20 protein-coding genes are annotated in these 19,029 nt (G+C 37.5%); 12 read left to right on the forward strand and 8 right to left on the reverse strand.

Translation table 11 applies throughout. The features are described 5' to 3' along the window. Positions 1 to 64: 64 nt before the first annotated feature. Genes ftsB through rpoS form a run of 8 tightly spaced genes read left to right on the forward strand, consistent with a single transcriptional unit; the run spans position 65 to position 6,050 of the window. Positions 65 to 349 (forward strand): cell division protein FtsB, encoded by a 285-nt coding sequence (ftsB, locus tag BTO23_RS00790; RefSeq protein WP_060991752.1) that lies wholly within the window; start codon positions 65 to 67, stop codon positions 347 to 349. Between the two features lie 3 nt (positions 350 to 352). After that, positions 353 to 1,063, forward strand: a complete 711-nt coding sequence (gene ispD, locus BTO23_RS00795) for a 2-C-methyl-D-erythritol 4-phosphate cytidylyltransferase (protein ID WP_170066684.1) — start codon at positions 353 to 355, stop codon at positions 1,061 to 1,063. Continuing rightward, positions 1,063 to 1,539 carry a 2-C-methyl-D-erythritol 2,4-cyclodiphosphate synthase gene (gene ispF, locus BTO23_RS00800; protein WP_060991750.1) on the forward strand — a complete coding sequence of 159 codons (477 nt, stop codon included), beginning with the start codon at positions 1,063 to 1,065 and terminating at the stop codon, positions 1,537 to 1,539. Before ispD ends, ispF begins: the two co-directional genes overlap by 1 nt. A gap of 16 nt (positions 1,540 to 1,555) precedes the next feature. Next, positions 1,556 to 2,602 (forward strand): tRNA pseudouridine(13) synthase TruD, encoded by a 1,047-nt coding sequence (gene truD / locus BTO23_RS00805; protein WP_061003153.1) that lies wholly within the window; start codon positions 1,556 to 1,558, stop codon positions 2,600 to 2,602. Positions 2,603 to 2,634: 32 nt separating this feature from the next. Then, the gene (gene surE, locus BTO23_RS00810) at positions 2,635 to 3,396 is read left to right on the forward strand and encodes a 5'/3'-nucleotidase SurE (protein ID WP_061003151.1); all 762 of its coding nucleotides are present in this window, start codon (positions 2,635 to 2,637) and stop codon (positions 3,394 to 3,396) included. Beyond that, positions 3,396 to 4,022, forward strand: a complete 627-nt coding sequence (locus BTO23_RS00815; RefSeq protein ID WP_105062813.1) for a protein-L-isoaspartate(D-aspartate) O-methyltransferase — start codon at positions 3,396 to 3,398, stop codon at positions 4,020 to 4,022. The genes surE and BTO23_RS00815 overlap by 1 nt, the downstream gene beginning before the upstream one ends. A gap of 5 nt (positions 4,023 to 4,027) precedes the next feature. Next, positions 4,028 to 5,032 carry a peptidoglycan DD-metalloendopeptidase family protein gene (locus tag BTO23_RS00820; protein WP_105062814.1) on the forward strand — a complete coding sequence of 335 codons (1,005 nt, stop codon included), beginning with the start codon at positions 4,028 to 4,030 and terminating at the stop codon, positions 5,030 to 5,032. A 55-nt stretch (positions 5,033 to 5,087) separates the two neighbouring features. Beyond that, positions 5,088 to 6,050, forward strand: coding sequence for an RNA polymerase sigma factor RpoS (gene rpoS, locus BTO23_RS00825; protein WP_060991745.1), 963 nt, complete (start codon positions 5,088 to 5,090; stop codon positions 6,048 to 6,050). A 71-nt stretch (positions 6,051 to 6,121) separates the two neighbouring features. On the opposite strand, the gene BTO23_RS00830 is transcribed toward rpoS, so the two are convergent. The 4 genes from BTO23_RS00830 to BTO23_RS00845 form a co-directional block, all read right to left on the reverse strand. Continuing rightward, the gene (locus BTO23_RS00830) at positions 6,122 to 6,748 is read right to left on the reverse strand and encodes a CDP-alcohol phosphatidyltransferase family protein (protein WP_105062815.1); all 627 of its coding nucleotides are present in this window, start codon (positions 6,746 to 6,748) and stop codon (positions 6,122 to 6,124) included. Continuing rightward, on the reverse strand, positions 6,741 to 7,388 hold the full coding sequence (locus tag BTO23_RS00835; protein ID WP_060991743.1) for an ATP-binding cassette domain-containing protein: 648 nt from the start codon (positions 7,386 to 7,388) through the stop codon (positions 6,741 to 6,743). Before BTO23_RS00835 ends, BTO23_RS00830 begins: the two co-directional genes overlap by 8 nt. Beyond that, positions 7,348 to 9,045 (reverse strand): ABC transporter permease, encoded by a 1,698-nt coding sequence (locus tag BTO23_RS00840; protein WP_172794738.1) that lies wholly within the window; start codon positions 9,043 to 9,045, stop codon positions 7,348 to 7,350. The genes BTO23_RS00835 and BTO23_RS00840 overlap by 41 nt, the downstream gene beginning before the upstream one ends. A gap of 128 nt (positions 9,046 to 9,173) precedes the next feature. After that, the gene (locus tag BTO23_RS00845) at positions 9,174 to 9,734 is read right to left on the reverse strand and encodes a DUF2301 domain-containing membrane protein (RefSeq protein WP_105062816.1); all 561 of its coding nucleotides are present in this window, start codon (positions 9,732 to 9,734) and stop codon (positions 9,174 to 9,176) included. A gap of 430 nt (positions 9,735 to 10,164) precedes the next feature. Between BTO23_RS00845 and BTO23_RS00850 the strand changes: the two genes are divergently transcribed. After that, positions 10,165 to 11,379, forward strand: a complete 1,215-nt coding sequence (locus BTO23_RS00850) for a NupC/NupG family nucleoside CNT transporter (protein WP_060991740.1) — start codon at positions 10,165 to 10,167, stop codon at positions 11,377 to 11,379. Between the two features lie 96 nt (positions 11,380 to 11,475). Here the strand turns inward: BTO23_RS00850 and BTO23_RS00855 are convergent, their stop codons facing one another. The 3 genes from BTO23_RS00855 to BTO23_RS00865 all read right to left on the reverse strand — a co-directional run bounded on the left by BTO23_RS00855 (position 11,476) and on the right by BTO23_RS00865 (position 15,085). Next, positions 11,476 to 12,804, reverse strand: coding sequence for an anaerobic C4-dicarboxylate transporter (locus BTO23_RS00855; protein ID WP_061003246.1), 1,329 nt, complete (start codon positions 12,802 to 12,804; stop codon positions 11,476 to 11,478). Between the two features lie 252 nt (positions 12,805 to 13,056). Then, positions 13,057 to 13,995, reverse strand: a complete 939-nt coding sequence (metA, locus tag BTO23_RS00860) for a homoserine O-acetyltransferase MetA (protein ID WP_061030253.1) — start codon at positions 13,993 to 13,995, stop codon at positions 13,057 to 13,059. Between the two features lie 172 nt (positions 13,996 to 14,167). After that, positions 14,168 to 15,085, reverse strand: a complete 918-nt coding sequence (locus tag BTO23_RS00865) for a DMT family transporter (RefSeq protein ID WP_061030252.1) — start codon at positions 15,083 to 15,085, stop codon at positions 14,168 to 14,170. 312 nt (positions 15,086 to 15,397) lie between these two features. On the opposite strand from BTO23_RS00865, the gene BTO23_RS00870 reads away from it, so the two are divergent. Together BTO23_RS00870 and BTO23_RS00875 are read left to right on the forward strand one after the other, a co-directional pair. Beyond that, entirely contained in the window at positions 15,398 to 15,817 is a 420-nt protein-coding gene (locus tag BTO23_RS00870) for a YeeE/YedE family protein (RefSeq protein ID WP_105062817.1), read from the forward strand. A 13-nt stretch (positions 15,818 to 15,830) separates the two neighbouring features. Further along, positions 15,831 to 16,253 (forward strand): YeeE/YedE family protein, encoded by a 423-nt coding sequence (locus tag BTO23_RS00875; protein WP_060991736.1) that lies wholly within the window; start codon positions 15,831 to 15,833, stop codon positions 16,251 to 16,253. 114 nt (positions 16,254 to 16,367) lie between these two features. Here BTO23_RS00875 and BTO23_RS00880 read toward each other — a convergent pair whose 3' ends face one another. Then, on the reverse strand, positions 16,368 to 16,790 hold the full coding sequence (locus BTO23_RS00880) for a VOC family protein (RefSeq protein WP_061003144.1): 423 nt from the start codon (positions 16,788 to 16,790) through the stop codon (positions 16,368 to 16,370). Between the two features lie 569 nt (positions 16,791 to 17,359). Here BTO23_RS00880 and cadC point away from each other — a divergent pair. After that, positions 17,360 to 18,991 (forward strand): lysine decarboxylation/transport transcriptional activator CadC, encoded by a 1,632-nt coding sequence (gene cadC / locus BTO23_RS00885; protein ID WP_105062818.1) that lies wholly within the window; start codon positions 17,360 to 17,362, stop codon positions 18,989 to 18,991. The last annotated feature ends 38 nt before the right edge of the window (positions 18,992 to 19,029 follow it).

The following is a 19,029-nucleotide window of genomic DNA, read 5'->3' on the forward strand; positions in this document are numbered from 1 at the left end:
GTTCTAATGAGGGGTTGATATAGTTAAGGGTAGCTTTTTATCATTGTCAATTTTCGGAGTAACTATGCGCACATTTGCCATTTTATTATTGGTCACATTAGGTTGGCTTCAATATACCTTATGGTTTGGAAAAAATGGGATGTCAGATTACGCACAGGTCTCAAACGATGTCACATTGCAAGAAGAGGTCAATCAAGGTTTACGCAATCGAAATGAACAAATGTTTGCTGAAATTGATGACCTTAAAAAAGGTTCTGAAGCCATTGAAGAACGTGCTCGACATGAGTTGGGAATGATAAAAAAAGGCGAAACATTTTATCGGATTATTGATGAAAATAGTGAGGGATAGATAATGATATCTCTGACTTCTATTACCGCTATTGTCCCTGCTGCTGGCGTTGGCAGCCGTATGAAAGCGGATCGCCCCAAGCAGTATTTATTATTGAATGGAAAGACAGTTTTAGAGCACACCCTTGAGCAATTACTGTCTTATCCTTTAGTTGATAATATTATTGTTGTTGTCAGTGAATCTGACCCATATTTTGGCGAATTAGCGATAGCTAAAGATAAACGAATTATTCGAGTGTCTGGTGGCTCTGAGCGAGCAGACTCTGTTCTTTCTGGATTAACTTACGTAAAAGAAAATCAATTAAGTGAATGGGTTATGGTTCATGATGCCGCTCGTCCTTGTATTCGCCATAGTGATATTGAAAAGCTGATTGAAGCTGTGATACCTCACCATGTTGGTGGTATCCTCGCATCGCCGGTTCGAGATACGATGAAGCAAGCAACATCTGAAAAACAGATTGATACGACCATTGATCGCAGTGTGTTATGGCACGCTTTAACTCCTCAGCTTTTTACTACTGATCTTTTATATACAGCATTAAAAACAGGATTAGAGAAATCATTCTTAATTACTGATGAATCGTCAGCGATTGAATTAATGGGGTACAAACCTAAATTGGTTCAAGGTCGTGCCGATAACTTAAAGATCACCCAGCCAGAAGATCTTGATTTAGCTGAGTTTTACCTTCAAAAAATGAAAAAGGAAACCAAATAATGAGAATTGGACACGGATTTGATGTACATAAATTTGGTGGCGAAGGCCCTGTCATTATCGGTGGTGTTAGTGTTCCTTATGAGCAAGGTTTGATTGCTCACTCTGATGGCGATGTTGCATTACATGCTTTGAGTGATGCGTTGCTTGGGGCGATTGCTGAAGGTGATATAGGTCGTCATTTTCCTGATACTGATGATAAGTGGAAAGGTGCAGATAGCCGTGCTTTATTGCGTGATGTCTACCGTCGTGTAAAAGAGAAAGGGTTAGTTTTAGGTAATGCAGACGTAACAATCATTGCACAAGCCCCTAAAATGGCACCACATATTCAAGCAATGTGCGCAGCAATTGCTGAAGATTTAGAAACAGAACTTGGTAATGTAAATGTAAAAGCGACAACGTCTGAACGTCTCGGTTTTACAGGAAGAAAAGAAGGCATTGCTTGTGAAGCAGTAGTGCTGTTAGTTAACGCATCTTAATTTAGAGATACATTCTATGTCAGACATCATGTCTAATTTTTCGTGGTTGTACGGAAAGCCAGTAGCGACAGGTAAATTAAAACAATTACCTGAGCATTTTATCGTTAAAGAAGTATTAGGTTTTACGTTCACAGGAAAGGGTGAACACTTAATGGTTAAGATCCGTAAAACGGGTGAAAACACTAAGTACGTTGCAAACGAATTAGCAAAGTTTTGTGGTGTAAAATCAAAAGATATTAGTTGGGCTGGCCTTAAAGATCGTCATGCAATAACTGAGCAATGGTTGAGTGTTCATTTACCAAAAAGTGATCATCTTAAATTTGCTTTGTTTGAAGCGACACACCCAGGTGTTGAAATTTTAGAAATGACGCGTCATAACAAAAAGTTGCGTCCTGGTGATCTTTTAGGAAATAGCTTCCAATTGATGGCCACTGAAGTGACTGACATGGATGATGTTTTGTCTCGCTTAGAGAAAGTAAAAGTATCAGGGGTTCCTAACTACTTTGGCTCTCAACGTTTCGGTCATGAAGGCAATAACGTAACAGAAGCTCGTCGCTGGGGACGTGAAAATGTACGTACTCGCGATAATACAAAACGTAGCTTCTATTTATCTGCGGCTCGTTCATGGATCTTCAATCATATTGTTTCTCAAAGAATAACAGAGGGTTACTTCACTCAACCTGTTGATGGTGATATTCTACTTGATCAAAATGGTCGTACGGTTAATGAGAATGTAACCTCAGAAGAGAATATTCAAAAAATTCAAAATGGTGAATGGTCAATCAGTGCTGCACTAGCAGGTGATAATCAGTTACCAACCAGTGAAACGGCATTAACTCTAGAGCAACCACAACTTGATGCTGAACCAGATTTGATGGCTTTAATCCGTGGTAACCGTATGCGCCATGAACGCCGTGCTATTGAATTACACCCTGAGAACCTTAGTTGGTCAACTGAGGGCGATACACTAACACTTAATTTCTCTTTAACATCAGGCAGCTTTGCAACCGTAATTATGCGTGAATTATTGCAAGAAATTGAAGTGGAACGTACATACGAATAATTCAGTTTTAGATAAAAGAAGTGGAGAGAAGAGTGACTAAGTTACGCATATTGCTAAGTAATGATGATGGTGTTTTTGCTGAAGGGATAAATACCCTTGCTGCCGTGTTATCAGATATTGCGGATATTACTATCGTTGCTCCTGATCGCAATCGTTCTGGTGCATCGAACTCATTAACTCTTGAATCGCCACTTCGAGTTAGACAAATTGAAAAAAATATTCATTCAGTGCAAGGAACTCCAACAGATTGTGTCCATTTTGCATTGAATGAATTAATGAAAGATGATCTTCCAGATTTGATTATTGCTGGTATAAACCACGGTGCGAATTTGGGAGATGACACCTTATATTCAGGCACAGTTGCTGCTGCAACAGAAGGGCACTTTCTTGGGTTACCCGCAATTGCGATGTCTTTAGTTGGGCGCCTGCATTTTGATACGGCAGCTCAAGTTGCATTAGAATTAGTAAAAACACATTTAAAGAATCCGCTAACAACCAAAAGAGTGCTAAATGTTAATGTGCCGGATTGTGAGTATTCTGAAATAACTAAGTGGGAAGTGACTCGATTAGGCGCAAGACATCACTCAGAAAGCATGATAAAAGAGACTGACCCGCGTGGTGAAACTATTTATTGGTTGGGACCTCCAGGGAAGAAACAGGATGCAGGTAAAGGCACTGATTTTTACGCAATTAAACATAACTGTGTGTCAGTGACACCATTACAAGTTGATTTAACCGCTCATGACTCATTAACAATGATGAGCGATTGGCTATCAATTGAGAGAACTCATTAATGCTTCATTCTCGAACCGAATTACTTGATCAATTTTTACGTCAGCAAGGCATCCAAGACGAAACTGTTCTATCAGTGATTCGTTTATTGCCGCGTGAGCGTTTTGTGTCTGAGGCATTAGCACACCAAGCTTATCAAAATAATGCATTACCTATTGGTGAAGGACAAACGATCTCTCAGCCTTATATTGTCGCTAAAATGACTGAATTACTCATGTTGCAGAGAGAGTCAAATGTTCTAGAAATAGGAACCGGTTCAGGTTATCAAACTGCGGTATTAGCGCAATTGCTTGATCATGTTAATTCAATTGAGCGAATTAAATCGCTTCAATGGAATGCAAAACGATTATTAAAGCAATTAGATATATATAATCTATCAACAAAACATGCCGATGGTTGGAAAGGGTGGGCAAGCAAAGCCCCTTTTGATGCCATTATTGTTACCGCCGCCGCAGAATCCATTCCTAATGATTTATTATTGCAATTAAAAGATGGTGGAAGACTGGTTATCCCTGTTGGAGAGGCTGAGCAGCAGTTACTCCGAATTATTCGTCATGGTGATGAGTTTCATTCTGAAGTGATAGAAGAAGTTCGTTTTGTTCCACTAATTGCAGGTGAATTAGCATAATCATAATGAAAAAAATAATCGTGACACCTTCTCGTTTGTGGCTTATTGCCGCTACTTTTATTCTATTGCTTTCAGGCTGTTCTATGGGACCTCATCGTCCTGCACCTGTATCTAGTGTAAATAAGAGTCCTTCATCGTATGGCGGTGCTGAGCGTGGCAGTTACCGTGGTAGTTATTACCAAGTTGAGAAAGGTGACACCCTATATTTTATTTCTTATGTAACCAATAAAGATGTTAAAGAATTGATCGCATATAATGAGTTAAAGGCGCCTTATGTGATTCATCCAGGACAAAGGCTTAAATTATGGGGGCCTAAATACATTGCTCCTGCGTATGGAGATGATGGACATTCAGTTAGCAAAAATAATACATCTAAAGCTACAGGTGCTGCCGCAGTAGCTGTTGTACCAGTGGCTAATAACAAACCTGTTACTAAGGCCGCACCAACAGTGTTGAGTAGCACAAAATCATCACCTGTACAAAAACAAAGCACAAAAAAGGTTGAAAACACCAAATCGAAGGAGTATGTTAATTCTAACAAACCGATAACAACTGCCAAATCAAAACCAGTTGCTAAAGCAAAACCGGCAGTTAAACCAAAGCCAGCACCTAAACCTAAATCAGTAGAAAAAAAATCGGAAAAGGTAGATTCCTGGTTATGGCCAACAAAAGGGCGAGTAATCGCTAAGTTTTCAACAGGAGACCAAGGAAATAAAGGGATTGATATCGCAGGCCAACGAGGTCAAGACATCATCTCTACCGCTAAAGGAACAGTGGTGTATGCAGGTAATGCATTAAGAGGTTATGGTAATTTAATCATTATTAAACATAACGACGATTACTTAAGTGCTTATGCTCATAATGAATCACTGTTTGTTAAAGAAGGTCAAAATATCACAGCGGGACAAAAAATTGCATCAATGGGTAGCTCAAGTACGAGCAGTGTTCGTTTGCACTTTGAGATCCGCTTTAGAGGGAAATCGGTAAATCCACAACGGTATTTACCGTAACAGGGATGACATAGCTGAGTTGTAATGTCTTGCTGGCTCGCCATGGGGAGGCGCTATGAGTAAAAGCAATGCAGTAACTAAAGAAATTGAAGAGTTCGATTTAGAGACAGTAAATGACAGTGAAGTTGTTGCTGCGGATGAATCGGAACGTTTAGAGGTAACTAGCTCACAGAAAGTAATGGATGCTACGCAACTTTACTTAGGTGAAATTGGTTTCTCTCCACTCCTAACTGCTGAAGAAGAAGTCTACTTTAGTCGTCTGGCCTTAAAAGGCGATGTAGCCGCTCGATCTCGAATGATTGAAAGTAATCTTCGATTAGTGGTGAAAATTGCTCGTCGTTACAATCACCGTGGTCTTGCGTTATTGGATTTAGTAGAAGAGGGTAACCTTGGCTTAATCCGTGCGGTTGAAAAATTTGATCCAGAGAGAGGCTTCCGCTTTTCTACCTACGCTACTTGGTGGATACGTCAAACTATTGAACGTGCCATCATGAATCAAACTCGAACTATCCGTTTGCCTATCCATGTCGTAAAAGAACTGAATGTTTATTTACGTGCAGCTCGTGAGTTATCACAAAAACTTGATCACGAACCAACACCTGAAGAAATTGCAGAGAAGCTTGATAAACCAGTGAGTGATGTCAGCCGTATGCTACGTTTAAATGAACGAGTTGCTTCTGTTGATTCAATGGTTGCTGGTGAATCTGATAAAGCACTGCTTGATATTTTGCCAGATACCAAACATGCTGATCCTGAATCTGAAACTCAAAAAGACGATATTAATGCCTCTTTGGTTGGTTGGCTTGGTCAACTTAATCCAAAACAAAAAGAAGTTGTTGCGCGTCGTTTTGGCTTGTTAGGATATGAAACAGCAACGTTAGAACAAGTAGGTAAAGAAATTGGATTAACACGCGAACGAGTAAGACAAATTCAAGTAGAAGGCTTGCGACGTTTAAGAGAGATAATGACGCAACAAGGGTTGAACATGGAAACCTTATTTGCAGTTGAAGAGTACTAACTGCCTTATAGAAATAACTCAGCGTAATAAATAAAAAAGCCCCAGCAATATAATTGTTGGGACTTTTTCTTTTAATAATCTCGTTTTTCATTTTCTTGTAAAGTATGAAACCCTGACCAAATTCGGTTAAATGTGGTTATCCAACATAAAGTTGAATATACATATGCAATGATGGCAAAGTGGGTAGGGAATAAGCAAAATAAAACAAAGCAACCAATGGTTTCTGTTCCTTCAGTTAAGCCACTCATATAGTAGAGAGATTTGTTTTTATATACTGGATTATCAATATTTCGCTTTCCTGCCATGATCGCAAAAGCTAAAAAGCTGCTTCCTGTTCCTATAAAAGAAAATATCAATAAAGCACCAGCAATGGCATTTTGTTCTGGATTTGCCAGAATAAAACCAAATGGGATAAGGGAATAAAAAAGAAAATCCAAACTGATATCTAAAAAACCGCCAGAATCTGTTATTCCCGTAATTCGAGCTAAAGCGCCATCCAAACCATCACAGATTCGATTTAATAAAATAAAACCCAGCGCAATATTATATTCTTGGAATAGTAATGCAGGAAAAGCGAGAAGCCCTAAAGCAAAGCCAAATAGGGTCGTTTGGTTCGCTGTTACCCTTAATCTATGTAAGCGATTTGCTGCTATTGATAAAGGCTTTTTTATTATTTGAATACTGAATTTATCAAGCATGGTCTATCTCCAGAGGCCAAAGAAAGGTTTGGCTATTTTGGGGAATATCATCAATGTCATGAGTCACTAATAATGTTGGGATATTAGCTTCTGATAACTGTTCAAATACCCAATCTCGAAACTGAATACGTAAGGTTTTATCTAGCTTACTAAAAGGTTCATCTAATAAAGCAACATCTGGTTTGGCTAATAACATTCTGACTAAACTGATCCTAGCACGTTGTCCTCCAGATATTTGCTCTGGGAATACATAGGCTAATGAATCTAATTGAACATTTTTAAGTGCATTTATTGCATCGATTTTACGTTGAGATCCTTTTATTTGGTCTGGTAATGCAAAGGCCAGATTTTCCCAAATACATAAATGAGGAAATAAAAGATCTTCTTGAAATAAAATGCCTACTTTTCGTTTGTAAGAAGGGAGCTGTTTGATCGGCGTATTATTAACCTCGATATGACCAGAGTAGTTAAAGTCATCACTTAAGTGACCGGCAATTACGCTTAATAGAGTGGATTTTCCACAACCACTTGGGCCCATGACGCTTAATACCTCTCCTTTATTTATAGATAGAGAGCAATTACTCAATAAAGGAGCATTGTTACGAGTGAGAATGCTGAGATTTTTTATTGATAGGCTCATTACCCGTCACTTTCCTTGTTGTTAGGTTTAGATGAGAACGATAAGAATAGAATCGTCCAATAAAGATAGCCAAGCTGAAGAAAATAAACGGCAATAGTGCCTGCCATAATCCATATAGAGCTGTAATACGACGATCAAATCCGCTAGAAAGAGCAACGGCTTCGGTAGTCAATGTCATTATCCTGCCAGCCCCTAACATTTGTGTTGGTAAGTACTGTGCGAGGCTAACACTAACACCTATTGCCCATGCGTATAAAATTGCGGGCAATAATAAAGGCAGTTTTATTTTTATCCAACAATGCCATGGTGATTTTCCAAGACTTAATCCTGTTTGAGTTAATCGTTGATCAAAGCTGCGCCATGGCCCATCTAAGGCTAGAAATACATAAGGAAAAGCAAAAAAAACATGCGCCCAAACAACCCAAAACCAATAAGAATCACTCGAAAAATAGAGCGCACTGACTTGAAGGCCAAATAATAATGAGAGCTGAGGAACCAACATAGGAATAGCGATTAATAGAGAGGGGATATGCCACCTGTATTTAATTTTAAATTCATGTCCAAGTAACGCAAAAGCAAGGGCTGTTGTTGCTGAGGCCATTGCGATGATTATGCTATCTGTTATTACAGGGAGTAGATTTACCCATTCATTCTTCCAGAAGCGAAAAGTAAATGTGCTTGGTAAGAGGTCAGGAAATCTCCAACGTTGTGCAATACTCCAAAGTATCATTACAGGTAATGATAGAGTGACAATACTTGCAACTGTAGTAAAAAGTGCTAGACCAGGCAAACGAAGTCCTATACGACCAGATATTTGCCAATGACGACAATGGGTTGTTACTCCCCATTCTAAAAAACGATGAAGAGCAATGAGTAAAAAGCAAAGAACAAGTAGGATAATAGCGCCAGCACCAGCCCTAGGTTGTAATTGAATATCAGGCTCACTAAACCATTGCCACACTAATACTGCAAATGTTGGTGGATTAGTTGACCCAATAATTAAACTCACATCAACCACTGACACGCTATAGGCTATGACGGCTAATAGAGGGAAACGTATTTTTTTAAGCCATTGTGGGAATATGCATTTCCACCATATTTGATGACGTTTGTACCCTAAACTTGCCGCTACTTTTGTCGTTTTATCGACATTTAACTGCTGCATAATAGGAATACTCATTAAAAGAAGGAAGGGGACTTCTTTAATAATCAAAACTAAAACAAGTCCTATATTAATCGCGTCATTAATTATTATGGGAAAATCAAAAGCTCCTAAAGGAGTCAATAGCCTTGCAACGATCCCCGTAGGTGAAAAAAGAAAAGCGAACCCAATAGCAAAAGCGACATGAGGCATAGCAAGAAGTGGAGATAGTAAAGGTTCTATTTTTTTCCAAATAGGTAATTGCCATGTGCTTTGTAGAATTATAAAAGTAATTAAACAAGAGATAAGTGTACTAATAAAGGCACTACTAATAGTTAAAGAGATTGAATGCCAGATACCACTCCACTCAAAAACCGATATATATCCGTTTAAAGACAGAGTATGTAGGCCAATAGGTGGCATGTAGCTTAAAGATGCACTTAACACTCCGATCATCCCTGGAAGGATCGGAAGGATACAAACCATGATAAGCAAAATATAAAAAAACGGTAATATCATGGTCTTGTTAGTCATACCTAAATTAAAAATAAACACATAATTGCTGAGCAGTAGTATGTGGTATTGATGATAATGTATTGAATGAGACAGAAAGTAAACTAATTAGTTCATTTTTTATAAAGGTATTAGTTTTGATAATTCGCTTTATTACCGATATCAAAATGAAGAGGCATTTTCCATTTTTGAATGGCCAGAAAAAGGAAAATAACACCAGCAAAGGTTAAGCATATTAGTGCAATAAGCCATACTTCCATCGCTAGCATAAGTGTCGCTATACACAATAGGAATGGTATAAGCTTCAATCCCATCACTTTAAAGCAGAATGATTCTTTTAAGGCAATCCCGGAAAACGTAATAAAAAGAAATCCAACAGGAAGCCAGAAAAAATGACTGTCGTCTAATAGAATTAATAACACTAATCCTATCCATGCAGACCAAGTAATAATCATTCTTATTTTTTTATCATAAACATGTAAATTTGCCGCACTCATTGCGGCAGAGAGGGCAAGAGAAATAAAAGCAAACTCTTTTAATGATCCATCAATTAAGACCAACGCAATATCATCGGCAATAGCGAGACTGCTTAGAAATAGGGTAAAAGAAAATAAAGTAATGCCTAAGCGATAAGTAATGACACTGACTTTATCTAGAGAGTCTAATGTCTCGACATGTTCTATATTTGCCATATTAGGTTCCTAATGTAGAGATTTCACTATTAACTTTAGCATGCTCAGTGAATGTTTATTGTGTGAATTTCGTTGAAAATGTTTAATTTTATCTTATTCATCAAGATTTACTTTTCGTATTTGTAATTATTTGCTGTGAATGTTTTTCTAATAAGTAAAAATGGTGATTTTCATCACATAAAAGATGATTTTAAATCTACGAGATGTATACTCCTTCCCCCAATACAAGCCGTCACATGGAACAGTGAATGACCCCAAGGATTAGGACCAGCTACTGTTAAACAGCTTGTAAAGGAACCTAAATGAACATCTTTTTATCTAATGTTATTCCTTCCTCTTGGAGTAATTATTTTGTACCTCTATCGTCATCCTCTATGGCGAGTCCTTTCGTTTCTTCATCTTTACCTCAATCTATTAAATAGGCATTACTATGACCATTTTATTTAGCCTTATAGGCATGTGTGCGCTTATCTTTTGCGCGTGGGTATTTTCAGAGAAGCGTTCAGCTATCAATTGGAAAACCGTTCTTAGAGCTCTTTTTTTACAACTCTCTTTCGCTGCTCTTGTTCTTTATTTTCCCTGGGGACAAGCGGCATTAGCGGCCCTTAGTAGTGGGGTTTCTAGTCTATTAGGTTTTGCGGATGAAGGTATTGCATTTTTATTCGGTGACTTAGCTTCAACTGGTTTTATCTTCGCAATTCGTGTCCTACCAATCATCATCTTCTTTAGTGCTTTAATCTCCGCTTTATATTACTTAGGTATCATGCAAAAAGTCATTGCTGTTTTAGGCGGTGCAATCCAAAAATTCCTAGGTACGAGTAAAGTTGAGTCATTAGTTGCGACTGGTAATATCTTTTTATCTCAAGGTGAATCACCTCTACTCATTCGTCCATTCTTACCTCAAATGACACGTTCTGAACTGTTTGCTGTAATGGCGGGTGGTATGGCATCGGTTGCTGGTAGTGTACTTGGTGGTTATGCAGGGTTAGGTGTTGAGCTTAAATACTTAATTGCAGCAAGCTTTATGGCTGCACCTGGCAGTTTATTGATGGCTAAGATTTTAGTTCCTGAGCAAGAAACACCGGTTGACCAACATGAATTAACCATCGATAAAAGTGAACAAAGTAACGTTATTGATGCATTAGCAAGCGGCGCAATGAACGGCATGAAAATCGCAGTAGCGGTAGGTACTATGTTGATCGCGTTTGTGAGTGTGATTGCAATGCTAAACAGTGGTCTAGAAATGGTTGCTGAATGGTTTGGTTTTGCTGGTGTAACATTACAAACTGTTTTTGGTTACTTATTTGCACCAGTTGCTTGGATTATTGGTATTCCAAAATCTGAAATGGTAATGGCTGGTTCTTATATTGGTCAAAAAGTTGTATTGAACGAGTTCGTTGCATTTATTGATTTTGTTCAACATAAAGATCAATTATCAGCGTATAGCCAAGTTATTATCACATTTGCATTGTGTGGTTTTGCTAATGTAAGTTCAATTGCTGTTCAGCTTGGTTCTATTGGTGTTATGGCTCCAGAGCGTCGTGCTGAAGTTGCAAATATGGGGTTTAAAGCGGTACTAGCTGGTACGTTAGCAAACCTTATGAGCGCATGTTTGGCCGGATTATTCTTTAGTCTGTCGTTGTAATAATCTCGCTTCAAGTTAAAAATAAAAGGCCCATGTAGTATAAAAATACGCATGGGCTTTTGTTTATTTAGAGATTAAAAAAATACTATCGTCTAATTAACCAATGATTATTTGGCCTAATACATAACCAACCATACAGGCTGAAACTACTCCAATTAAACCAACCGACATAAACGAGTGGTTAAAGTAGTATTTACCAATTTTAGTTGTGCCTGAGCTATCAAAGTTAACCGTAGCAATGTCTGATGGGTAATTTGGAATGAAGAAATACCCATAAACAGCTGGCATTAAACCAATAACCAATGCTGGTTCTAATCCTAGAGCAAGGCCAACAGGCAACATCATTCGAGCAGTTGCTGCTTGAGAGTTAACCACTACAGATACAATGAATAGCGCTAAAGCAAATGTCCATGGGTGAAGTGTCACCATGTCTACGATACCGGCTCTAAATTGAGGCATTGCGTATTGGAAATAGGTATCAGACATCCAAGCGATACCGAAGATGGCAATCGCCGCAACCATACCTGATTTAAATACCACACCATTAGGCACGTCACGAGGATCCGTTTTCGTTGCTAATAGAATCACACCACCAAATGCCAACATCATCATTTGGATTACGACTGACATTTTGATTGGTGCACCGCCATCTGTGATGGTACGGATCTCAGGAAGCATTGCGATAACAACGATAGAAACAATGGCGCCTAAAAAGATAAGTACCGCATTACGCGCTTTAGTTGGTAATTGTTCATCTAAAGACGTTGAGGTTGTATTTAAGATTTTTTCACGCCAGATTGGATCTTTTAAGCGTGCTTGGTACTCTTCATCATCTTCTAGCTCTTTACCACGACGTAAGCTATATAGTGCTAGCATTAACGTACCAAATAAAGTGGAAGGCACTGTTACCATTAAGATCGACATTAGAGTAATAGAGGCGTCGATATCCACTAATTGTGCAAGGTAGTAAACAACCGCAGCAGAAAGTGGAGAAGCGGTAATTGCAATTTGAGAAGCAACAGATGCCGCCGCCATTGGACGTTCAGGTCGAATGCCATTCTTCAGTGCTACATCACCAATAATCGGCATTATTGAGTACACAGCATGGCCTGTACCTAGTAAGAATGTCATTGCATAAGTAACAAAAGGCGCAATGATAGTGACGCGTTTAGGGTTCTTTCTTAAGATCCGCTCGGCCACCTGTAACATATATTTCAAACCACCTGCGGCTTCTAATATAGATGCACAAGTCACTACGGCTAAAATGATCAACATTACGGTGACAGGAGGAGAGGTCGGTGGCATTTTGAAGATAAAGACTTCAATAACTAAACCAATCCCAGAGACGACCCCTAAACCTATCCCACCAAATCGGGAGCCGATATAGAGAACGAGTAATAAAAAGAGAAATTCAAAATACAACATAGAACCACCTGCATTAATGCAATTATAATTAAAATCAACTACAGACATTAATACCTTATATTTCATGGGGTTTAATTGAGCAAGTTCTCATTTAGATTGTTGTTGGTTTTATAGATAGAAGGTTGGTTGATCTGAATTAAATGAAAGGTCATTTTTTATCAAAAAAAGAAAAAATGGGCGCTATCTATCGGATTGTACTGGTTATTATATGCTGGGGTTGGGTATTAACTAAGTGCTAATACCCAAATCAGATTAGTCTCGTGTGAAGTTTTGCTCTGAGAAATGGTCAAGATCATACGGTGTTTGTTGATAAACACAGTAATTGAGCCAGTTAGAAAACAGTAAATGCCCATGGCTACGCCACGTCGCTTTTGGCGGGATCTCAGGGTTATCATCAGGGTAGTAATTCAGAGGAATAACAGGTTCCATTCCTTCACCTAAATCACGAATATATTCATTATGTAGAGTCAATGAGTCGTACTCTGGATGCCCTGTGACAAATACATTTCGTTTATCTTTGGTTGCCGCAAGGTACACACCTGCTTGCTCTGAGGTTGCTAAAATATCTAAATTAGTATGTTCATTTAGATAGTCAGCAGAGAAATCCGCATAGCGAGAATGAGGGGCTAAAAATTCATCATCAAATCCACGTAAAATAGGGTGATGTTGATCAAGATTATTATGTTGATATACCCCAGATAATTTTTCTTTTCGGGTGCGCTTTGGTAAATCGTATAAGAGTTTTAATCCTGCTTGTGCTGCCCAGCATACATATAAACTTGAAGTAACATGATCTTTTGCCCATGTCATAATTGTTTGTAAGTGATCCCAATAAATCACATCTTCAAATTGGACTAAACCTAGTGGTGCCCCTGTAATAATTAATCCATCAAAATTGCGGTTTCTAATACCTTCAAATTGGCGATAGAAAGTATCTAAATGTTCTGTAGGTGTATTTTTACTGGTGCGGTTATCAATTCGTAATAGCTCAACATCTACTTGTAGTGGGCTATTAGACAGTAAGCGCAAAAATTGAGTTTCTGTTTCAATCTTCTTTGGCATTAAATTTAGGATAATGACTTTAAGAGGACGAATGGCCTGTGTCGTGGCACGGGATTCTTGCATGATGAAAATGTTTTCTTCACGCAATACTTCAGCGGCGGGGAGTTGGTCTGGTATTTTTATCGGCACAACTTATCCTTAAGTTATTTTTAATCTGTAGCATTCTATACGTCTATACACCTAAACTACCTTATTATGAATAGAGTGTCGATACAAGAAAGGGCACCAATGTGCCCTTTTCTCTTTCTTTAATAAGGAGAGAGCGTTTTTACTGAGTGTAAAGAACTCTTCTTTGATACAACTACGCTGACTTATAACGCATTTTAAATAAATTTAATGAGAGTTTATTTCGTGGAAGCTTAGCCAGTAAAATACCGCTAAGTAACGGGAACAATAGCATTAATGATTGATCTGAAATCACAGTGCCAGAGGTAAGTGCCGATAGGCTTAAAGCGACTAATGGAAAAATTAAGAAGCAGATTGAAGCCGCAAATGGTGTTGAAAGCTGACCTAATTTGAAATAGGCAACAATGCCACCAACGCTAGCAAAGACACCTAAATAGGCGACGGCAATCAGCGATGATGATGAGAATGCTTGTACCGTAATATTTTCAAATGCAAATGAAGTGATAAATAGTAGTAATGAAGCAATAAAGCTAGGGATAGCGTTGTAAGTAATAACTTGAATATCTTTGCAGTGCTTTTGAACCATGACATACATGATTGCATGAATAATGACAGCTAAAGCCAATGCCCCTGAACCGATTAATAAATTATTACCTCCAATACTCAATTCATTCGATAAGATGAGATACAAACTTGCTACCGAAATAAATAAGCCAGCAAACTGGTGTGGTGATAGTCTAAGCCCTAAAAATAGGGTTGATGTGATCATCACTGCAATGGGCATGTTAGCAAAAATGATAGACGCTAAACCTGAAGATATATACATCTCACCAGCAATCATTAATGTAAATGGGATTGCGAAATAGAAAACGGCGACAATAACCATCCATTTATTTTTTCCTTTGGGAAAGAACAGCGGTTGGTTAAATATTTTTGAGAGTAAAATCAGAATTGGAGAGGCAATTAAAAAACGTAAAGCCGTCGAAAAAATTGGTGGGATACTCTCTACCGCGATTTCCATAGCAAGCCATGTCGTTCCCCAGATGAAGCACACCGAGCAAAAAAGAAGCAGAGAAAGGTATTTCTTATCCATATGTATTTCCATTATCTATTATTAATATATATCTATTTTTTATGTGTGCTATCGCAACAAGATGAAAGGGGAATATACGTGCTTCACCGGAGGATAACTTACTCATTTAAAGCTTAAAAATGTATTTTTATGGAAAATTTTTCTCTTATTTGTAGTTTTAATAGTCACAGCATCGTCTTTTCTATGAATTTCTGAAAATTAGACAATACTAAATTCGCGTTAGTTAAATTAGCTTGTGCTAAATAATGTTTGACTAATGTAGTTAATTTAGTAGACTTGGGGTCTAATTATTGAGCAAGGCAGAGGTTTATAATGGGCATAACAATTCCATGGGAATCCTTATTTGGCGGTATGCTTCTTGGGGTTTCTGCGACTTTACTTTTACTATTGAATGGTAAAATTGCAGGGATAAGTGGTGTATTAACTGGCTTGATGATGCCGAAGAAACAAGATTATGCATGGCGTGTATTATTTATTGTTGGGATGATCTGTGGTGGTGTGATTGGAACTTATTTTCTTGGTGCAGAAGTGCCAAGTGAATATTCTACGACAACCGGAATGCTAATTATTGCAGGAATATTGGTTGGTATTGGAACACGACTAGGTAACGGCTGCACAAGTGGTCATGGGATCTGTGGTATTGGGCGACTGTCTGTTCGTTCAATGACTGCGACGGTTATCTTTATGTGTGTTGCTGCTATTACTGTTTTTATACGTCTTCATCTTCTTTAAATAAGGTTTGGTTATGACTACTTTATTATTTCGTATCGCCTCATTATTTGCTGGACTTTTATTTGGTATTGGAATGGTTACGTCTGGTATGGCAGATCCTCAAAAAGTAACCAGTTTTCTTGATATTACAGGAGAGTGGGATCCAAGCTTAATGTTTGTGATGGGAGGAGCATTACTTATCTTTATGCCTGCTTATTTTTTACTAATAAAACCTAAAGATAAACCAATAAATGCAGAAGAGTTTTGTTTATCAACGAATAAAAAAATTGATAAACGATTAGTTATTGGTGCTGCTATTTTTGGTCTCGGTTGGGGGATTGCTGGTGTGTGCCCAGGACCTGCCGTATCTAGTCTTGCTCTAGGTAATATGGATGTAATGGTCTTCTTTATTGCCATGATGGCAGGGTTGGGCATTACTCATAAAATGAGCCGATAGAAAATAAAATCGCTTTTTATTATATCTCTCGTCCTAAAATACGTTGAAATAAGGCGCTCATTATTAAAATGAACGCCTTTTTTATTGTTAATTTCTAGTTAGTATTTATAAAAATTAATCAGTGTAGTTATAACGATCCGTTAAGGTCTCAGTATCATACTCAATTAATTCCCACTCAAAACCGGCTTTATCGTAAAAATAGAGGCGACGTCCATGCTTTTCTTGAGTTACGTCTCCATTTTGTTCGTAGCCTAATGCGAGTAAGTTGAGTTTAATATTATCTAAATCGTCAACTATCATACCAATATGATTAACGGCAATATTCTGATACGGCTTACGGGTGTCTTTTGATGTAGAGGGGGAGTGCGGCTCTTGCAAAGCAAAGTAACAGCTCTCATTTCCTATATGAACCCATCGATAACTATCTTGATGAGTTTGATCGGTTTTAATTTGAAAATCAGGCGCTGCATTTAAAAGAAAAGCGAGAGCAGCATCAATATTTGGAACGGTGATATTTGCGTGTTCAAATTGTGTCATGGTGACTCCTTGTCTACCTATTGTTTAACTTATATACAGCTTAAAACCTCAAGTTAGGTTTAGGTCAACCGTTAATTTGGTGAAATGTGCAACACAAATAGAGGTAGATACGTTAAATATAATCATTGTTATTGATGGATATATTAGTTGTGTTTTTAGGTTTTATTTATGTTTATTACCCGTATTTTATTTAAGGTTATAAGTTGATAAAACTTGATCTGTTTATATTCTATTTATGTTGCGTTCATAATCAGTAAGTTCCATTAATATTAAAAATAAGACTGTTCATGCGTGGAATGATAATTTTATGTTATTAGGTGTATTTCTCAGTTTTATTTAACCATTAAATATCAATGTCTTGTTTGGTTTTTTTGATGCTGTTTATGTATTGTTTCTTGCCGGATCCTAAGATTCCATTTTTGATAAGGGAATGATATATCCACGAATAAATAGTTTATTTATAATCCACACCTCTTTCATAAATAGTATTTTAATTAATCGTGAATCTTTATCTTTTGAGATGTATAGGCTATTTATATTAATAACGATTTAACACTAATGAGTATCTTATGGTCGGATTATGTTTTCAAATTAATGACTGGACTCTTGTCATTGAGGAAAATAAATTATATCGCCAAGATAGGGAAGTCTCAGTTGAGCCACGTTTAGTTAATTTATTACGTTTTCTTGCTCAACATTCAGGTGAAGTTTTTTGTCGTGATGAACTTATTCAACATGTCTGGGATGGCGCATTTGTTACAGACCAAGTTGTCACGCAATCCATTTTTGAGTTACGCAAAATATTAAGAGACGGTCGATTAGATAACGCAAGATATCTAGTGACAGTGCCAAAACGTGGTTATAAGTTGGTAGCAGAGACCAAGTTAGTTAACCTTGAAGATACTGAGTTTTGGAAGCCTTGTGATCGCTTTATTCCTGTAACCCCTCCTGTACCTGAATCTAAATTACCACATGATTCTCATGACATAATTGAAAATAAAGAAGAGAAAGAGGTAACTCCAGATCTTTCTTTTCCATCTGGCCCGCTAACACGAGCAATAGCAACCATTTCTAAAGACGTAGAGAAAGAAAAAAAGAAACAAGGTTCAGGCTTTAATTCTTTTCATCGATGGAAGTTACTTGCGTTTGATGCATTTCTAGTCTGTATATTGATCGCAGTGATTGTCTCTACAGCGTATCAACAAACCAGCACACATATAACCAAAGCAATTGATATTGATTTAATTGAATTCAATTATCATGAAAGTCGAAATCAACAAGCCGATACTGAATTTTTAGCGGATGGGATCAGCCAAAAATTAATGGCTGATTTATCCAGTGTAGGTAACTATAGAGTTCAACTTAATAAAACGGATTTTACGACAGGAATTTTACCGGGAAAAGTGGTTAACGTTCGTGTAGAAGAGCAGCAGAACAAAACGTATTTAGATGTTGAATATCATAGTAATACATCAAATAAGGTTCTTTTTAGCCGTCAATATAGAATGACGAATGCTAACTTAGAAAAAGTGTTACGCCAATCTTCTTTAGATTTAATGAGAGCGTTGGGTGTCTCTGTATCTAAAGAGAAAATGGACAGTCTAATGCGTGGTTTGCCTAAAGAAGAAGGCTTGCTTGAGATGTTGGTTAAGGCGAATCATTATATTAACCAATCAGACAGGGAATCCTTTGAAAAAGGGATCCAATTATTAGAAAAAATATCAGAAAAAGAACCTGATAATGGGTATATATCAGCTGAATTATACATTGCTTATAATGCATTTTTAGCTCTTAACCCAGAACTTGAATTAATAAATGATAACTCGATAAAAATAGAGAATTTGAGTCAATATCTAGTCGATAATTACGGAGATAATACGAATGAAATGTTACCTATTCGTATTTATGAAGCGCTTGCAATGGAAGCTATTAAACAAGATAAAAAAGAAGATGCACAAAAATATTTAGATCTTGCTTTTAGTCGTCGAGAATCGCCTTTTTCTTATATCCTTCAAGGTAAGCTTAACGAGTTAAATGGTAATTTAGAGTCGGCGGGTGACGCTTATAGTCGTGCTTTCTTTATGGATACGTCATTAGAAACATATATGTTGAGTGAAAACTTAATATTTTATAGTGATTTAGAAAATGTAGCTTATTTTATGTACAGAGCCATAAAACCAAGTGAAGTCCGTTTAATGTAATGAAACCAATCCAGTAACTTACTGGCTAGATTGCTTAA

Origin of the sequence: Aliivibrio sifiae, from assembly GCF_002954715.1 — a bacterium.
Classification (GTDB): domain Bacteria; phylum Pseudomonadota; class Gammaproteobacteria; order Enterobacterales; family Vibrionaceae; genus Aliivibrio; species Aliivibrio sifiae.